The organism is Caballeronia sp. M23-90, from assembly GCF_053574605.1.
The window spans coordinates 1-17725 of sequence record NZ_JBSIPA010000098.1 but is presented as its reverse complement, the minus strand read 5'-3'; the positions used below and the strand labels follow the sequence as shown (position 1 = coordinate 17725).

16 protein-coding genes and 2 pseudogenes are annotated in these 17725 nt (G+C 59.1%); 10 read left to right on the top strand and 8 right to left on the bottom strand.

What is annotated here, in order from left to right:
- Positions 1–481, bottom strand: a 481-nt coding sequence (locus ACRXB1_RS12675; protein WP_449492203.1) for an NAD(P)/FAD-dependent oxidoreductase, incomplete at its 3' end; no start/stop codon positions are given.
- 187 nt (positions 482–668) lie between these two features.
- Here ACRXB1_RS12675 and ACRXB1_RS12670 point away from each other — a divergent pair.
- The 3 genes from ACRXB1_RS12670 (at position 669) to ACRXB1_RS12660 (ending at position 2934) form a co-directional block, all read left to right on the top strand.
- Complete coding sequence (locus tag ACRXB1_RS12670; RefSeq protein WP_062003112.1) at positions 669–1100, top strand: OsmC family protein; 432 nt, start codon at positions 669–671, stop codon at positions 1098–1100.
- A 455-nt stretch (positions 1101–1555) separates the two neighbouring features.
- Positions 1556–2641, top strand: coding sequence for a calcium:proton antiporter (locus ACRXB1_RS12665; RefSeq protein WP_062003111.1), 1086 nt, complete (start codon positions 1556–1558; stop codon positions 2639–2641).
- 143 nt (positions 2642–2784) lie between these two features.
- The gene (locus ACRXB1_RS12660) at positions 2785–2934 is read left to right on the top strand and encodes a hypothetical protein (protein WP_174365210.1); all 150 of its coding nucleotides are present in this window, start codon (positions 2785–2787) and stop codon (positions 2932–2934) included.
- Positions 2935–3054: 120 nt separating this feature from the next.
- On the opposite strand, the gene ACRXB1_RS12655 is transcribed toward ACRXB1_RS12660, so the two are convergent.
- The 4 genes from ACRXB1_RS12655 to ACRXB1_RS12640 all read right to left on the bottom strand — a co-directional run bounded on the left by ACRXB1_RS12655 (position 3055) and on the right by ACRXB1_RS12640 (position 8026).
- Positions 3055–4485, bottom strand: coding sequence for an NCS2 family permease (locus tag ACRXB1_RS12655; protein WP_449492202.1), 1431 nt, complete (start codon positions 4483–4485; stop codon positions 3055–3057).
- Between the two features lie 301 nt (positions 4486–4786).
- Entirely contained in the window at positions 4787–6445 is a 1659-nt protein-coding gene (gene ggt / locus ACRXB1_RS12650; protein WP_449492204.1) for a gamma-glutamyltransferase, read from the bottom strand.
- A 231-nt stretch (positions 6446–6676) separates the two neighbouring features.
- Positions 6677–7600 (bottom strand): LysR substrate-binding domain-containing protein, encoded by a 924-nt coding sequence (locus tag ACRXB1_RS12645; protein WP_062003109.1) that lies wholly within the window; start codon positions 7598–7600, stop codon positions 6677–6679.
- A gap of 168 nt (positions 7601–7768) precedes the next feature.
- The gene (locus ACRXB1_RS12640; protein ID WP_449492201.1) at positions 7769–8026 is read right to left on the bottom strand and encodes a hypothetical protein; all 258 of its coding nucleotides are present in this window, start codon (positions 8024–8026) and stop codon (positions 7769–7771) included.
- Here ACRXB1_RS12640 and ACRXB1_RS12635 point away from each other — a divergent pair.
- From ACRXB1_RS12635 to ACRXB1_RS12610, 6 genes are all read left to right on the top strand, one after another.
- Positions 8025–9731, top strand: a complete 1707-nt coding sequence (locus ACRXB1_RS12635) for an ABC transporter substrate-binding protein (protein ID WP_449492200.1) — start codon at positions 8025–8027, stop codon at positions 9729–9731. The two genes, ACRXB1_RS12640 and ACRXB1_RS12635, sit on opposite strands and share 2 nt — an antisense overlap.
- A gap of 94 nt (positions 9732–9825) precedes the next feature.
- Positions 9826–10746 (top strand): ABC transporter permease subunit, encoded by a 921-nt coding sequence (locus ACRXB1_RS12630; RefSeq protein WP_086381082.1) that lies wholly within the window; start codon positions 9826–9828, stop codon positions 10744–10746.
- Positions 10747–10775: 29 nt separating this feature from the next.
- The gene (locus ACRXB1_RS12625; protein ID WP_062171173.1) at positions 10776–11678 is read left to right on the top strand and encodes an ABC transporter permease subunit; all 903 of its coding nucleotides are present in this window, start codon (positions 10776–10778) and stop codon (positions 11676–11678) included.
- Positions 11679–11680: 2 nt separating this feature from the next.
- On the top strand, positions 11681–12682 hold the full coding sequence (locus ACRXB1_RS12620) for an ABC transporter ATP-binding protein (RefSeq protein ID WP_269465470.1): 1002 nt from the start codon (positions 11681–11683) through the stop codon (positions 12680–12682).
- Positions 12675–13658, top strand: a complete 984-nt coding sequence (oppF, locus tag ACRXB1_RS12615; protein WP_062171172.1) for a murein tripeptide/oligopeptide ABC transporter ATP binding protein OppF — start codon at positions 12675–12677, stop codon at positions 13656–13658. The genes ACRXB1_RS12620 and oppF overlap by 8 nt, the downstream gene beginning before the upstream one ends.
- Before the next feature lie 211 nt (positions 13659–13869).
- Positions 13870–15276 carry an OprD family outer membrane porin gene (locus ACRXB1_RS12610; RefSeq protein ID WP_449492199.1) on the top strand — a complete coding sequence of 469 codons (1407 nt, stop codon included), beginning with the start codon at positions 13870–13872 and terminating at the stop codon, positions 15274–15276.
- A gap of 82 nt (positions 15277–15358) precedes the next feature.
- Here the strand turns inward: ACRXB1_RS12610 and ACRXB1_RS12605 are convergent.
- The 3 genes and pseudogenes from ACRXB1_RS12605 to ACRXB1_RS12595 all read right to left on the bottom strand — a co-directional run.
- Positions 15359–15489 (bottom strand): annotated as a pseudogene (locus ACRXB1_RS12605) (ABC transporter permease); the annotation flags it as partial.
- 1 nt (position 15490) lies between these two features.
- Positions 15491–16363 (bottom strand): TauD/TfdA dioxygenase family protein, encoded by an 873-nt coding sequence (locus ACRXB1_RS12600; RefSeq protein WP_449492198.1) that lies wholly within the window; start codon positions 16361–16363, stop codon positions 15491–15493.
- A gap of 157 nt (positions 16364–16520) precedes the next feature.
- The gene (locus ACRXB1_RS12595) at positions 16521–17207 is read right to left on the bottom strand and encodes an HD domain-containing protein (protein WP_062171166.1); all 687 of its coding nucleotides are present in this window, start codon (positions 17205–17207) and stop codon (positions 16521–16523) included.
- A 210-nt stretch (positions 17208–17417) separates the two neighbouring features.
- Here ACRXB1_RS12595 and ACRXB1_RS12590 point away from each other — a divergent pair.
- A pseudogene (locus tag ACRXB1_RS12590) lies at positions 17418–17657 on the top strand (DJ-1/PfpI family protein); the annotation flags it as partial.
- Between the last annotated feature and the right edge of the window lie 68 nt (positions 17658–17725).

Here is a 17725-nt window from a genome sequence, read left to right as displayed (position 1 = left end):
TATCCGAAGGCGTGAAAATGCCGCCGGCGAACATGCGCGATGCGCCTGGCATGAGCGCGGCGGTTTCGCTACCGGACGTGATGCGTGAATCGATGCCATCTCGACCCACCCGTTCCACCGCGCGGGCGAGCCAGCTTTCGTGATCGGCGAGCGCTTCTTCGTTATCGGCAGCGTAGAGAATGCCGCTTTGCCAAAAGCCGGTGTCTATCCCGAGCGTTTGATCCAGTTTTCGCCACAGCTTGAGGCTTTCGATGCTCAACTCGAGCTCACGCAAATCGCGATGCGTCGCGCGGCACCAACCCCAGTTGCGGCTCGACTGTTCTCCGCCGATATACCCCTTCTCGCAGACGGCGACCGAAATCCCTTTCTCGGCGAGGTAGATTGCAGTGCTCATGCCGATGATCCCGCCGCCCACGACAACGACATCTACCTGCTCCGGCAACACCCGGTCTTCATCGACAACCACGACTTGCGGACCCATCCATTCTCCTGAGTGATTTGATGTTCGACGATCAATCAACCTGCCCGATGCGCTTTCGGGCATTCTGTGTGCTTGGTCCAACCCGATGGCACGCCAAGCCGGTTCGTACTGAATGCAGGCTTTGCGGTCGAATCCTTGCTGCGGCGGCACTGCGCGGCAATCCACCCTGACTTACTGGAGAACACTCGTGCAAAAGACAGCATCTGCAAAATGGAGTGGCGGCATCAAGGACGGTAAAGGTTACATTTCGACGCAAACCGGCGTATTGAAGGACGCGCCCTACGGCTTCGCGGCGCGCTTTGAAGGCGGTCCGGGAACGAACCCGGAAGAACTCATCGGCGCGGCGCATTCTGGCTGCTTCACCATGGCCTTGTCGCTGCAGCTCACGCAGGCTGGCCTCACGGCGGAAAGCATCGAAACGAAGTCTACCGTGACGCTGGACAAGGACGGCGAGGGTTTCTCGATCACCGCTTGCCATCTTGACGTGAAGGCCAAGGTCCCGGGCACTGACAAGGCCACGTTCGAAAAACTGGCGACCGCCGCGAAGGAAGGTTGCCCGGTATCGAAACTTTTTGCCGGCAACGCGAAGATCACGATGAATTCGGAATTCGTCGAATAAGTTCGTTAAACTGGGTATGACAAGAAGCGCGACTCATGAACTGGTCGCGCTTTTTTATCGTGACAGATAAAGCCGCTAAAGCGCTCGAACTTAGAAAAACCACAAAGCGTGGCATTTCGTGCATCAGCGAATGAACGCGACGTCCGAAGGTTGTCCACAGATTTTGTGGATAGCCGTGTGGACAACATGCTGAAGTGCTCATCAACTCACTGACGCGTAACGGTTTGTAGCTCTCCGGCAGATTGCGTGCAGTGATGCCTGTGTTTGCTCGACACGCATTCAACCCGCATTCCCGCAAGCGTTCAATTCGATTAATTTGAAGGAGGAACCTGTAATCTGACGGCTCTTCCGGCATTCAAGCCCGGCCAGAAAACGTGATCTTTCGGACGCGTCATGTTTGAACTCGCTGGCCGCTTCTGCCACCCCTCTATCTGCATTACCGCCCTGGAGCATCGATGAAATTCAAGCTGGACTGGACGGGCATCGCACCATTTGCCGCACTCATCATCCTTGGACTTGCAGTCGCCATGCCGAACGGCTGGATACTCGGTCTGGCCGCAATCACCCTGGCCGCCGCCGTGTTCGCCGCCGTGCATCACGCGGAAGTGGTGGCGCATCGAGTGGGCGAGCCATTCGGGACCCTGGTACTGGCGATTGCGGTAACGGTCATTGAAGTGGCGCTGATAGTCTCCGTGATGCTCACGGGCGGTCCGGAAAAAGCTGCGCTTCCCCGCGATACCGTGTTCGCCGCGGCCATGATCTGCTGCAACGGAATCGTCGGAATCTGTTTGCTGGTCGGCGGCTTGCGCCATCACGAACAGAATTTCCAGCTAAGCGGTGCGAGCGCTGCCCTTGCCATTCTTTGCGCGCTGTCGGTGCTGACCATGGTGCTGCCGAACTTCACGAGTACTGTTGTCGGACCGGGTCTTTCGACATCGCAACTGGTGTTCGTCGGGGTGACATCGCTCGTGCTTTACATCGTATTCGTGTTTGTCCAGACCGTCCGGCATCGCGACTACTTCCTGCCGCCGGTGCCCGCGCTCGATCCCAACCGTCCCGACGATGTCCACGCGCCGCTGCCAACGAACGGGCACGCGCTGGCTTCGGGCGGATTGCTGTTGCTGTCGTTATTGGCCGTGGTCGGACTGGCCAAGATTCTTTCTCCGACGGTCGAAGCGGGCGTTGCCAGCGCAGGCGCACCGGAAGCGGTGGTTGGCGTGGTGATCGCGGCGCTCGTGCTGTTGCCGGAAGGTGTGGCCGCATTGCGCGCTGCACGACTGAACCGGCTGCAGACAAGCTTGAATCTCGCGCTTGGATCGGCGCTGGCCAGCATCGGCTTGACGATTCCAGCGGTCGCCGTCGTGTCGATCGCGATCAGCCAGCCAATTTCACTTGGCTTGGGCTCGAAGGAGATTGTATTGCTTGCGCTGACCTTGCTGGTCAGCATCCTCACGCTCGGAACTGGCCGTTCGACCGTACTGCAGGGCGTCGTCCACTTGGTGATTTTTGCGACGTTCCTGTTCTTGTCCGTTGTGCCGTAAGAGGGCCGCAGGGCGTGGCTTTGCTGTTGCATCGACACGACCCTGGCCACAATTTTCTGAAACTTTTTTGCAATGCAGCACGAAATGCGTATAATTAAGGGTATTCCCTAAGGGTAAATACCCTAACTACGCAAAGGTGCTCTATGAAAACCGCCGCTCAAGGTTCAGTTCTTGTTTCTTTCGGTTCATGGTTTCGCAAGACGAAAGCAGTTGTTCGCCGCGAAGCTGTTCGCGCATTGAACCTTCACCTGCAAAACTGCGCTGTGATGGCAGAGGCGTATCGTCGCAAGTAAATCCGTTTGCATTGGATCGACGCGCTGATCGAGCTTTTCACCGGTTCTCACACGTCGATTTGCACGGATTTAGAGGCTGAACGCAAAAAGCAGGGAGCTTGCAGGCCGATTAGCTGAGCGTCAGATCGCCCAGCCGCCGAGATAAAACGCGGCGAGTACGGCTGCAATCACGACCGTACCCACGTTCAGCTTGCGGTATTCGCCCGCAATCACGCGTCCGATCACGAGCGTGCAGAAGCCGAGCATAATGCCGGTGACAATGTTCGCCGAAAGCACGATAAACACTGCGCAGACCAGGCCGGACATGGAATCGACGAGATCGTCCATGTGCAGTTTGCTCACGCTTGAAAGCATCAGCAAACCGACGTACATCAGCGCCGGCGCTGTCGCATACGAAGGCACAAGGCCCGCGATCGGCGAGAAGAACATCACGGCCAGGAACAGCAGGCCCACGGTCGCGGCAGCCAGGCCCGACTTCGCGCCCGCCGCTACACCTACCGTCGATTCAATATAAGCCGCAGCCGGCGCACCGCCCAGGCAAGCGGCCACGATCGAGCTCACCGAATCCGCTGTCAATGCGCGTCCGCCATTCACAATTCGGCCGTTTTCATCGATCTGACCCGCCTGGCCCGCGACTGCGCGAATGGTGCCGGTGGCATCGAAGACTGCGGTCATCACGAGTGCAAGAACGCTCGGCAGCACGGCCATGGAAAGCGCGCCACGAATATCCATTGCCCCAATCAACGAGGCATGGCCCGGCGCGCTCAGCGACGGCACCGCGAATACCCCCGTGTAGTGAACGGACGGATCGAAGGCGAGACCCAGCACGGACATGCCGATCACCACGATCAGAATCCCGCCCGGCACACGGCGCCGCTCCAGGCCGAGAATCGCAGCCAACCCGAACACGGACATCAGCACCGGAAACGCGGTGATATGGCCGAGGGATATGGGCATGCCCGCGCCCGGATTCTTCACGATCAGCCCGACATCGTTCGATGCAATCAGCAGCAGGAACAAGCCAATTCCTATGCCCGTCCCATGAGCGACCCCGGCCGGCAGGTTACGCAAGATCCACGAACGCACGCCGGTCACGGAAATCGCCGTAAAGGTGACACCCATCAGGAATACGGCGCCGAGCGCCACGGATGGCGAGAGCCCTTTGCCCAGCACAAGCCCGAATGCGGTGAAGGCGGTCAGCGAGATTGCGCAGCCGATTGCGATCGGCAGGCGTGCCCAGACGCCCATCAGCAGCGAACCGAAGGCGGTCGTGAGGCAGACGGCGACGAAGACGGCGCGGGTATCGAATCCGGCTTTTCCGAGCATGGCGGGGACGACGAAGACGGAATAAACCATCGCGAGAAACGTAGTGATGCCGGCGATCACTTCACGCCGCTGCGTGCTGCCGCGTGCGCTGATCTGGAAATAGCGGTCGATTGCGCCGCCTTGCGTTTTGCTTTGCGTCTCGTCTTGCGTTCGGCCGTGAGCGGACGGGGATTCGTCCTGTTGAATATCGATGCCGCGAAGCGGCTGGGCGTGGGGTTCCATCATGAGCTGTTCTCCTTTATCAGCATGCTGAAACGGGCCGGGAACAAGCCGGAGAGCCGTCTTCAGGGGTCGTCTCGAAAGTCGTATTTTTAGTAGTGGCCAGAATCGATGCGCTGGACTGGGCCAGGACAGAGACTAGGCGATCAGCACGCCGCATCCAATCTCAAAAATGGGATTCCAGTCATGCCGCGATCCTTATAAGCTTGATTCCAGGGGCTTATGGGCGGGTTTTATCGTGCGGCGGAAAATGCAAAGGCCAGGTCCGAAGACCTGGCCTTTGCTTTGTCGAGGCTTCTTACAAGGCTTACTGGATCACGCGCGTCACGCCGCGGCCGCGGGGATCGGCGACGGCTTCAGGCGTTTTATCGTTGATCTCGATGGCCTGGATGTCTCCGTTGAAACCCTGCTTCTGCAGCGTATAACCCTTCGCTTCGAGTTCCTTCGCCAGATCACCGTCGATAGGCTTGTACGGCTCCCAGAAGATCGTGTTCGGCGGCAGCAACTGGTGATGCCAGCGCATCGCGGCGACGGCCTCGGGCAGCGGCATTGAGAAGTCGTACACGTTGTTGATCACCTGAAAGATCGAGGTGAAGATGCGCGAGCCGCCCGGCGTGCCGATCACCATTGCGACCTGATCGTCCTTCGTCAGGATCGTGGGCGACATGGAGGAGAGCGGACGCTTGCGCGGTTCGATTGCGTTGGCATCGCTGCCGACCACGCCGAACATGTTTGCGACACCCGGTTTCGAGGAGAAGTCATCCATCTCGTCGTTGAGCACCACACCCGTACCGTCGGCAATTACACCCGCGCCGAAATAACCGTTGATGGTGTACGTATTCGATACCGCGTTGCCCCATTTGTCCACGATCGAAAAGTGCGTGGTCTCGGCTTTCTCGGGCATTGTGGTGCCCAGGCCCGGAACAACACTCTTCGTGTCTGACGGCGTGTCCGGATTCACTTCGGATGCACGCTTCAGGAGGTAGTCGTCGTTGATGAGTTGCGCGATCGGCACCTTGTAGAAATCAGGATCGCCGAGATACTGCGCACGATCGGCAAAGACGCGTTTCTCGATCTCCGCCGTCAGGTGGATGTATTGCGCCGAATTGAGCGGAACGTTTGCGTACTTGTCCTTGAGATCGGCCTTCATCTTGAGCAACTGGACGAGACCGATGCCACCCGAACTCGGAGGTGGCGCGGTGATGATCCGGTAGCCGTTCCAGCTTGCGAGAACCGGCGTGCGCCAGACCGCCTTGTACTCTTTCAGATCCTGTTCCGTGATGAGGCCGTGGCCACGCATGGAGTCGGCAATCAGGCTTGCGGTCTGACCTTCATAAAAGCCCTTCGCGCCCTTGTCCGCAATGCGCTGCAACGTGGCAGCCAGTTCCGGCTGCTTGAAGTTCACGCCTTTATTCAGGGTTCCGAAGTAACTGTCGAAGTTCGTCTTGCCTGCAAATTCCTTCGATGCCGCGTCCTTGCGTTCCTGCAACTGGTCGCTGACTTCGAAGCCGTTCTGCGCGTACTTGATTGCGGGCGCGACCACTTGCTTCCACTTCAGCTTGCCAAAGCGCTTTTGCGCTTCCCACATGCCCGAGACCGTGCCCGGCACGCCGACCGCGCGATGTCCGTAAAGGCTCATGCCCTTGATGACTTCGCCTTTGTCGTCGAGATACATGTTCTTCGTGGCCGCGATCGGCGCGCGCTCGCGATAATCGAGGAAGTACGGACGATGATCCACGTACAGCGTCATGAAACCGCCGCCGCCGAGATTGCCTGCTTCCGGATATGTCACGGCCAGCGTGAAGGCGACGGCAACGGCGGCGTCGACCGCGTTGCCGCCTTGTTTGAAGATCTGCTCGGCGGCATCAGCGGCGAACTTGTCCGCGACAGCAACAGCCGACGCCGTCAGCACCACCGGTTGCTGTGCAACCTTGGCGTATGCCGGCGTGCTTTCGACAAATCCCATCGATACCGCAAAAATCGCCGCCGCTACACTTCCAAGCGCAAACGAACGCGTGCGATGCAGTGAATTCATGGACATCTTCATTGCCATCTTTCTCCTCCTCTTGATTGGGTATTCGTCTCCTCGAATCGTCTCGTCTCGTCGTCACTTCCCGGCGGACAGCTTCACGGGAAGCGCATCCGGGCTTATACCACGAGGCGGAATTCTTTTAAAAGGCTGGCAAATCCGGTGTTTTTATGCGTCGGCGAGCACGGGGGCTTCATCGAGGGAATACGTTGCCACCACGCGCAGGACGGACTCGCGAAAAGACGCGACCAGATCCGAACGGATGCCGCTGCTCGGATACGAAAGCACGTACTCGTATTCAATAGCCGCTTCGAACGGCCGCACGATCACGCCGTGCATGCGCCACACCTTCGCGGCGAACGGTTCGACGATCGACACGCCCAGGCCGCCCGCGACCATGGCGTATCGTGTATGTGCGGTGTCGGTCATCACCGTATAGTTCGCGCGATCCTCGCCGGCCGCGAACAACGATTGCTCGGCGGCATACGGTTGACGCGAATTCGGCAGCCATCCAATGATGCGTTCGCCACGAAGATCCGACGTACGCACGACCTTTTTCCTGGCCAACCGATGCGACGCCGGCATCGCGCATTGACCGCGCGCGCTCAGCAGTTTTTCCACTTCGATACCTGCAACCGGCGCGAACGCCTGACTGATCGCAACGTCGGCCTTGTGGTTCTGAAGGATGGTAAGCACTTCGGGCACCTTTACCGAGTCCACGCGGATGGGCACGCCCGGATGACGCTCGACAAAATCGGCGAGTATGGGCGGCAGCAGGGTGCTTGCAAGCACCGGCAAGCAGGCGACGGTCAGTCCTTCTGAGGCTTCATCGCGGATGAGTTCGGCCACTTGTTTCAAGCGGTCGAGCCCCAGGAAATTCTCTTCGACCGACTTGAAAAAACGCAATCCGGCATTGGTTGGATTGAGCCTGCCGCCAGTGCGGCTGAACAGGCTGAAACCGAGGTCAGCCTCTAAATCTGCAATCAGACGGCTAATGGCGGGTTGCGTCACGTGCAATGCACGCGCAGCGCCCACGCTGGTGCCGGTCATGATCAACGAACGGAATGCTTCTATCTGGCGAAAACGAATCATCGTAGCGAGCCTGCTGGTGAACCGTGAGGACGCCGATGGTAGCGCGATAACGCCCATGCTTGCCGACCGAAGAAATACGCTCGTGCGAAAACACAAAAGTTATGCACGGCGGCCACTCAGTCATACACAAAACACATGGCCTATAACCACATGTGAGTGGATTCCACTTTATTGCTCTGAAATACTCCCGGCGAATTCGAATTTGTTGTGGATTCGTAGCGTCGGTAAAGCAGTTTGAAAGATAAGCAAAACAGCCGTTGCGAGTTGGAGACAGACGCAGGAGGCCGGAACGTCGTTCCTGATCAAGCCGCAGACGCTGACACATTTCTGCACAGAACGCGCCGCCAGATAAGGTAAAAGCTGGCCTTGTCTGGCGCGTGCATGCCCCGCTGCGCCGTTGTACAGATAAATAAAAAGGATTCCCATGATGTTGTTCGCAGGACTCGTTGCTCGTAGCGCACGCGTTGACGCTTTTTTTCGTCCGGGCGATGCTGTCGATCGCCGCATCTTCGGCAAAAGCGGTAAATGGCTGCCGGCATTGGCCGCGAGCGTCGTTGTCGCCGCCAGCACGATTCCTGTAGCGCATGCGGCAAACGTGCCGGCCGGCGTGCAGCTCGCCGCCAAGCAGGAGCTGGTCCGCAACAACGCGTCTGAAGTCGAGACGCTCGATCCGAACCTGGCCGAAACCGTGCCGTCGAACAACGTGACTCGCGATCTTTTTGAAGGCCTGACCGCGACGAATGCCGATGGCGAAGTCGTCCCGGGCGTGGCGGAAAAATGGGAACAGAAAGATGCCACTACATGGGTCTTCCATTTGCGAAAGAACGCGAAGTGGTCCAATGGCGAACCTGTGGTCGCCAATGATTTCGTCTATGGATGCCAGCGTCTTGTCGACCCGAAGATCGCGTCGCCTTACGCAACGACGTTTGGCATCTTCCTGCTCAATGGCGCTGACATCATCGCGGGGAAAAAGCCGCTGGATTCGCTCGGCGTTCGCGCGGTCGACGCCTATACCATCGAAGTCAGGACGCCGGGTCCTGTGTCGTTCATTCCCGAACTGATGTCGAATACGAACCTGGGTCCGGTCAACAAAGCCGCCATCGATAAATTCGGCAAGGACTGGACGAAGCCCGGCAAGCTGGTCGGCAACGGCGCGTTCGTGCTGAAGGACTGGCAAGTGAACAGCAAGCTGGTGCTTGCGCGCAACCCGAACTACTGGGACGCGGCGCACGTGCAACTGACGCAGGTTACGTATCTGCCGGTGGAAAGCGAAACCACCGACATCAAGCTGTTCCAGTCAGGCGACAACGACTGGGTCTACCAGTTGCCGTCGGGAACGTACGCGAAGTACAAGCAGGACTTCCCGAACGACATCAAGCTCTCGCTCATGCTCGGCCTGCGCTATTACTCGTTCAACAACAAGGACCCGCTGCTCAAGGACGTGCGCGTGCGCCAGGCGTTGTCGATGGTGATCGATCGCGACATCCTTGCGCAACGTGTCACCGCCGACGGCCAGATCCCGGCGTATGGCGTGATCGTGAAGGGTGTGAAGGGCGCCGATGTCACGGCCTACGACTGGTCGACATGGCCGATGGCCAAGCGCGTGGAAGAAGCGAAGAAGCTGCTCGCGCAAGCGGGCGTGAAGCCCGGCACGACGATTCGCTTCGCCATGAACTCGAGCGATTACCACAAGAAGATGGCCATTTTCGCGGCATCGGAATGGAAGACCAAGTTGGGTCTCGACACGCAGATCGACACCATGGAATTCAAGGTCCTGACCAAAAAACGTCATTCCGGTGACTTCCAGATCGCGCGCAATGGCTGGGTCGCCGACTACAACGACGCGACCACGTTTCTCGGGCTCGTCTCATGCGGGTCGGAGCAGAACGACAACTTCAACTGCAATCCCAAGGCCGACGCGCTGATCAAGGAAGCGAACTCCACCACCGATCAGGCAAAACGCACGCAATTGCAGACGCAGGCCGCGAAACTCGTGATGGACGACTATCCGATGTTGCCGCTGTTGCAATACACGATCGCGCGGCTCGTGAAGAGCTACGTGGGCGGGTATTCACTGGAGAACCCGATGGACCGTTATCGCAGCAAGGATCTGTATATCGTGAAGCACTGAGCGAGGCGCCACGCTTTCGCTACCGTTCCCGCAACACCCATGAGGCGGCCGTCGCGACGCACACTGATCGCGACGCCGCCAGGAGAGAAGTTCCATGTGGTCTTATACGTTGAGGCGTGTACTGCTGACCGTGCCGACGCTGCTGATTGTCGTCACGGTGTGTTATCTGCTGCTGCATGCAACGCCGGGCGGTCCGTTCGATGGCGAGCGCAAGGTCTCGGCCGAAGTGCTTGCGAACCTGCAGGCGAAATACCATCTCGGCGAACCGCTGTGGAAGCAGTATCTGCTGTATCTCAACAGCCTCTTGCATGGGGACCTGGGTGCATCGTTCAGATACGCCGACTGGAGCGTGAACGACCTCGTGCTGCGCGCGTTGCCGGTGTCGCTGACCATCGGCGGTGTGTCGATGGTGCTCGCAATCGTGCTCGGCGTGATACTCGGCATCTTCGCGGCGCTCTACAGGAACAGCCCGGCGGATTACCTGCTGATGATCGTGGGGAATGCGGGCAGTGCGTTTCCGTCGTTCGTGATCGGGCCCGTGCTCATTCTCGTGTTCGCGATTCTTCTCAAATGGCTTCCCGCCGGCGGCTGGAACGGTTTCCATGTGCGCTACATGGTGCTGCCTATTGCGCTCCTGACCATCATCAATGTGGCGACCGTCGGACGCGTGACGCGCGGCAGTCTGATCGAAGTGATGAACACCAACTACATTCGTACCGCCTATGCCAAGGGCCTGTCGCAATGGACCGTCGTGCTGCGCCACGCGCTGCGCCCGACCATGATCCCGGTGGTATCGGTGATCGGGCCGCTTGCCATCGGTTCGATCACCGCGGCCGTTGTCACGGAGTCCGTGTTCTCGCTGCCGGGTATTGGCAAGCTGATCGTGAACGGCGCCGCGAATCGCGATTACACGCTGGTGCTCGGACTCGTCGTGCTGGTGACCGTGGTTGCCGTCCTGCTCAATCTGCTGGTCGATCTCGCGTATGCGTGGCTCGATCCGAAAATCCGCTACTGATCAGTTAGCCCATGCGCATGAGGTCTGCAATGAAACAAGGAACGCTCGTCCCCGCGCTCGAAAGCGTGCTGGCCGTGCCGGTTGAAGGGCGCAGCCCGTGGCAGGACGCGCGCTTGCGCTTTGCGCGCAACAAGGCGGCCGTCGCGAGCCTCGTGATTCTTGTTCTGATCACGCTCGCCTGCATCATCGGCCCCATAGTATTGCCCAACGCCTTCGATTCCACCGACTGGAACATGATGAGTTCCACGCCGACGTTTGCCAACTGGCATTTGTTCGGCACCGATGAAACCGGCCGCGACCTGCTCGTGCGGTGTCTCGTGGGCGGACGTGTGTCGCTGATGATCGGCGCGTTGGCGACGCTCACGTCCGTGACGCTCGGCATTGTATGGGGCGCGATTGCGGGGTTCGTGGGCGGACGCGTGGACAACGCGATGATGCGCATTGTCGACATGATGTACGCCATTCCCTACCTGCTGATCGCGATCCTGATGGTGACGCTGCTTGGACGCGAGTTCTACCTCGTGGTGCTGACCATCACCGTATTTTCGTGGATGGACATGGCGCGGGTGGTGCGTGGCCAGACCCTCGCGATCCGGTCGAAGGAGTATGTGGAGGCGGCGCGTGCGATCGGTGTATCGACGAGCGGCATCATCTTGCGGCATATCGTGCCGAACCTGCTGGGCATTGTCGCGATCTATACGACCGTGACCGTGCCGGGCGTGATTCTCACGGAGTCCGTACTATCGTTTCTCGGGCTCGGCGTGCAGGAGCCCATGACAAGCTGGGGCGTGCTGATCCAGGACGGCGTGGGCGTGATGGAAACGTCGCCGTGGATTCTCCTGTTCCCGGCGGCGCTGTTGTCGGTGACGCTGTATTGCATCAACTTTGTCGGCGACGGTCTGCGTGACGCGCTCGACCCGAAGGATCGGTAAGCATCATGTCATTGCTCAAGGTACACAATCTCGAAGTCGCATTCGATACACCCGACGCCGTCGTTCGCGCGGTGAACGGCGTGAGCTTCGATCTGGAAGAGGGCAGCACGCTTGGCATCGTGGGCGAATCGGGCTCGGGCAAGAGCCAGAGCGTGCTCGCCATGCTCGGACTGCTCGCGCGCAACGGCCGTGTCAAAGGCAACGCGATCTATCAGGGCGAAGACCTCTTGACCATGCCGTCGAAAAAGCTGAACCGGATTCGCGGCAACCGCTTGTCGATGATCTTCCAGGACCCGATGACATCGCTCAATCCGTATCTGACGATCGAACGCCAGATGACGGAAGTGCTCGAACTGCACAAGAACATGACGCGGCGGGCCGCGAAAAAGCGCGCAATCGACATGCTCGAAGCGGTGCGGATTCCGGAAGCGGCGCATCGTATCGACCAATACCCGCACGAGCTTTCCGGCGGCATGCGCCAGCGCGTGATGATCGCGATGGCGCTCCTGTGCGAACCGCAAGTGCTGTTCGCCGATGAACCCACGACCGCGCTCGACGTCACCGTCCAGGCGCAAATTCTCCAGCTTCTGCGCAATCTGCAACACGACTTCGGCACGGCAATCGTCCTGATCACGCACGACCTGGGCGTGGTTGCCGGCCTGTGCGAGAAGGTCATGGTCATGTATGGCGGCCGCGTGATGGAGCATTGCAACGCGGACGATCTGTTTGCGCGTCCGTCGCATCCTTACACCATCGGTTTGTTGCGGGCGCTGCCGCGTCTCGATCAAAGCGACGCGCCGCTCGTCGGCATTCCGGGCAATCCGCCGAACATGGCGCATCCGCCCTCGGGTTGCCCGTTCCAGGAGCGGTGTATCGATGCCAGCCAGGGCTGCGCCGAATCAACGCCGCCGCTCGAAGCGTTCGCCGGCGATCCAACCTGGCTGCGCGCGTGTTATCGCCCGGTCGAGCAAATGAAGTCGCTGCACGAGGTCGCCCATGCCTGAGCAAACCATTCTGTCCGTACGCGACGTGCAGGTCCATTTCAGCGTCAAGGCAAAGAGCAAGCTGCCATGGGCGCCGAGGCGCACCTTGAAGGCCGTCGATGGCGTGAGCTTCGACCTGAAGGCGGGCGAAACGCTCGGCGTGGTCGGTGAGTCGGGCTGCGGCAAATCGACGTTATCGCGCGCAATCCTCAACCTGATTCCCGCGACGCACGGCAAGATCGTGTGGATGGGGCAGGACCTGAGCGGCGCGACGGTCAAACAATGGCACGGCGTGCGGGCCGACATCCAGATGATCTTCCAGGACCCGCTGGCATCGCTCGATCCGCGCATGACGGTCGGACAGATCATTGCGGAACCGTTGCGAGAACACAGGCCGGGCATGTCGAAGGACGAGATGAACCAGCGCGTGCGCGCGATGATGGCGAAGGTCGGCCTGCGCGAACAGATGATCAACCGCTACGCGCATGAGTTCTCCGGGGGACAGTGCCAGCGGATCGGCATTGCGCGTGCGCTGATCGTGGAGCCGAAGCTGATTGTCTGCGACGAGCCTGTTTCCGCGCTCGACGTGTCCATCCAGGCGCAGATCGTCAACTTGCTCAAGTCACTGCAGCAGGAAATGGGGCTCGCGCTGATTTTCATTGCGCACGATCTGGCCGTGGTCAAACACATCTCGGATCGCGTGATGGTGATGTATCTCGGCCACGTCATGGAGCTCTCCGATAAACATTCTCTCTATGCCCGGCCTCGCCATCCCTACACACGCGCGTTGCTGTCCGCCGTGCCGGTGCCGAATCCGGCCATCGAGCGGACGAAGGTCGTGCAGATTCTTTCGAGCGATATCCCGAGCCCGATCAACCCGCCGACCGGCTGTGTGTTTCATACTCGATGTCCGATTGCGGAGCCGCGCTGTTCGCAGGAAGTGCCCGCATTGCGAACCCTTGAACATGGAGTTGCCGCCGCCTGCCTGCTCGCCTGATCCACGACTGATTTCGTCCATTGCCTAGACATCGCGCGTTTCGCCGTTTTTCAACGGCGGAATGCGGCGGTGCTTTGCTAACCCCGTAGTTCCCGCGGTAACCCTCCGATGCTTCGCTCCTTGAACAGGCGCGTTTATAAACTCGCGCCGGTTTTATTGAGATGGTTGTCGGCCTTTGATCACAATCTATAACAAGTCAGAGACAACAATAATGACAATACAGAAACATTCGCTTGCACTCACTTTAACTGTTGCCACTGCATTGATGGGTCCGTCCATTTCCGCTTTTGCGGATGATGACGATGTTTCAACGCGTCACACCGAAGCACCACCGAGTTCCCCGCCTAATACAGAAGCCGACGGGCCTATCAGCAATCAGTCGAAATCGCAGGGGTTTATCGAAGATTCACATTTGAAGTTGCTTTTCCGCAGTTATACCGAGCGCCTGGAATCGGATGGGGCGAAGAACAAGGACGCGTGGGTATTGGGTAATCAGGCAGTATTTGAATCGGGGTATACGCGCGGATTATTCGGCGTGGGTCTGGATGCGTCGTTGTTCAGCGATTTAAAACTGAATGGCGGACAAGGCGCGGGAAACCGCGTGCATTTGAATCACGATGGCCAGACCGGCCAGAACCAGTTGGCGTGGACGTATCCAGGCGTGTGGGACGTAAAGGCGCGGGTATCGAATACGGTGCTCAAATACGGCCTGCAACTATTCGATAACCCCTTTCTCGTTCCCCACGATAACCGCGCGCTGCCCCCAAGCTATCGCGGCTTCTCTCTCGCCAGCGAGGAGATCAGGAACGTGACGCTCAAGGCGGGAAGCGTGGATGGCGTCATGGCGCGCGGCCAGACCAGCGTGACCACGCTGAAGACGGAATACGGCGGTACCCGGTTCAGCCGTTTTACGTTTGCCGGCGGCGATTACGCGCCCAATGACGACACGTCTGCGTCGTTATATGCCAGCCGTGCCGAGAACGTCTGGGACCAGTATTACTTGACGCTGGGTCACAGTATTGGCGATCCGGCACAGATTCGCTGGACCGGCAATCTGACTTATTACTACACGCACGACGTCGGACAAAGCAGGAACGGTCCCATCAACAACCACGCGTATAGCTTGTTGTTATCGGGTACGCACAACGCGCACACCATTTCGGTGGGTTTCCAGCAAATCGCGAGTAACCAGTTCTTCGATTATGTTGGTCAGTCGGCGGGCGATTATCTGGCGAACTCGCTCGATGTGGACTACAACGCGCCGCATGAAAAGTCACTCCAACTCGGTTATACGTTGAATCTTGCCGGTTATGGTTTGCCCGGCGCGAAGGTGACGACGTGGGGTGCGTACGGCTGGGGCGCGGATGCATCGACCATGGCCGACCGTTATGCCGATCCCGCCAGTTCGCTTCACGATCTGTACTGGAAAAACGGCGAACCGGTTCACGGGACGCATTATGAGTTTGGCGTCATTCCGTCCTATACCATCGGTTCGGGCAAGCTGAAGGGCGCGAGCGCCAAGTTCTATTACATGCATCACCACGGCGGCAAATATTATTCGGATTCTTCGAGCGATGTGTATCGCCTGATGGTGAATGTGCCGGTCAACGTGTTCTGAAATCAGCAGGCGTAAAAAAACCCGCGAGACGCAATCTCGCGGGTTTTCATATCTGCGGTAAAAGGCCCTATCGTTGCACGCCTCAGCGGCGAACCGTCAGGCGCTCGAAGGTGTCGAAGACGAGAGTTCGACGACCAGGCCGATCACGATCACCGCGGCGAGTCCCGCGAACACGCGATCCGTGGGGAGCCAAATGCGGTTCTGGAAGATGTGATCAGAACGGCGTATCGCCTTCAATCGTGGTCCGGTACATCTTGCGGCGCAGATGATCGGGCGTGCCGGCCGCGAGGTGCATCAGCGAGCGGTTGTCCCAGAACACGAGATCATGTTCACGCCATTGATGCCGGTACAGATGTTCTTCGCGCACGCTGTGGTCGAAGAGCGCTTGCAGCAGATCGCGGCTCTCGCCCTCGGGCATGTCGATCACGCGCGTGGTGAAATGCTCGCTCACGAACAGAGCCTTGCGCCCGGTTTCCGGATGCGTGCGCACGATCGGCTGTACCACGGGTTTGACCTGAGCGATTTGTTCAGCCGACAAATTCGGCCGCCACGGGCTGCGTTTTTGCAGTTCGGCGTATTTTGCAAGATAGGTGTGTTCGGCGGAGCGGCCCTTTACTGCATCGCGCAACGCTTGCGGCAACGTATCCCAAGCCAGATGCATGTTCGCGAAGAGCGTATCGCCGCCTTCCGACGGCAATTCCTGCGCGTGCAAGAGTGAACCCAAGCTGGGCGTTTCCTTATACGAAAGGTCCGAATGCCAGAAGTGCCCGGCATCGCCGAGACCGATCGGCTTGCCGTTTTCCATCACGTTCGAAACGATCAGGATCTCCGGGTGGCCACTCAACTGGAACTGGTGAAGCACGTGGATTTGCAGCGGACCAAAGCGGCGGCTGAAGGCAATGTGCTGTTCGGCCGTGATGCGCTGGTCGCGGAACACGACCACGTGATGATCGAGGTGCGCACGGTGAATGCGCTTGAAATCGTCGTCGGCGAGAGGCTGGCTGAGGTCGAGACCGGTTACTTCGGCGCCTACCGGGCCTTGGAACGGCGTGATTGCAATGGTCTGGTTGAGAGTTTGGGTCGTCACGCGGGACTCGTTATTCGATTGGGAAATTGCTTTGGCAGATTATCGAATCTATGTTTCCGCGCGTACAAGGTCAACAAACCAAATTCCATACGCTTATCTGTTTTAGCGATAAACAAGCCGTTCCAGCAGAGGAACGGCTGTCGGGGCGGCGCGCAGCTCAGTGATTGTGCGATGCATCGTTGCAATGCGCACATGCACCCGGGCTGTCGTTCCACGCGGAGCCCAAAATCAGGCTGCAGAAATTCAGGCGTTTGTAAGTCGGGTCTTTCAGCGCGAGGACATCGGCTTTCACGTTGCCGAAGGTCGTTTCCGGCTTCTGGATCGTGCCGTGCGCGAATGCATCGATGATTCCTTCCTTGAAATTCACTTCACGCGGATGCACGGCAATGACCTGCTTGCGTTGTGTGTCGCTGAATTCGTCGTATGCAAGACCCAGCACGTCCATTTCCACGCCGGCCGTGACCAGCGCGACAACCGGTTTCTTGTGCTGCGCAATGCCGGGCGTGGTGTGCAGCGCGATAGAATCCCAGACCTGTTCAATGTCGTGTTCGCCAATGCCATAGCCCTTCAGGAAATCGCGCGCCGCGTTGGCGCCATCGACTTCGAAGCGGTCGTGCTTGCTGCTGTAGGCATCGATCAGGCCCATGTCGTGGAACATCGCGCCGATATAAAGCAGCTCGGCGTCGTAGCCGAGCTTGCGGCGCTCGCCCGTCAGCGCGCCGAACAGGAACACGCGGCGCGAGTGGTTGTAGAGAAGGTCCGGCTCGGTATCGCGGACGAGTTCTGTGGCGGCGCGCGCCATGGCGCTGTCGGGGATGCGGATGCCGGCGATCGTGGTAGTCATGTTCGGTGCTCCTTGGTGTGAGGTTTGCCGCGGACGTCTTGTTAAACTGCGTGGGTTCGCCGGGCAAGCTGATGAGGTTGGACGACCAGATCAGTGTCGCCCCGGCGGGTTGCTGCGGCAATCGATGTCATCCGTCGAAGCCTGCCAACCGCACGGCGTCTGCTGCCAAGCACCGAAAAACCCCCGCAAATTCTTGAGGAGCACGACTTCATGCGCAGCGTCGCCATCGCGATCTTTCCGCAAGTGCAGGCGCTCGATGTAGCCGGTCCACTCGATGTTTTCGCCGAAGCGAACGGGTTTGTCGCGCTGGACGACGGATACGCGATCACGCTGGTGGGTGTCGACAACACGCCGGTGCGCGCGTCGAACGGCACGCGCATGCTTGCGGATCTCACATGCGATGAAGCGCAGGGCGGCTTCGATATCGCGCTGGTCGCGGGCGGACCGGCGTGTTGTCGACACCCACCAGCGTGATCGCGTATCCGTCGTCCAGCGCGACAAACCCGTTCGCTTCGGCA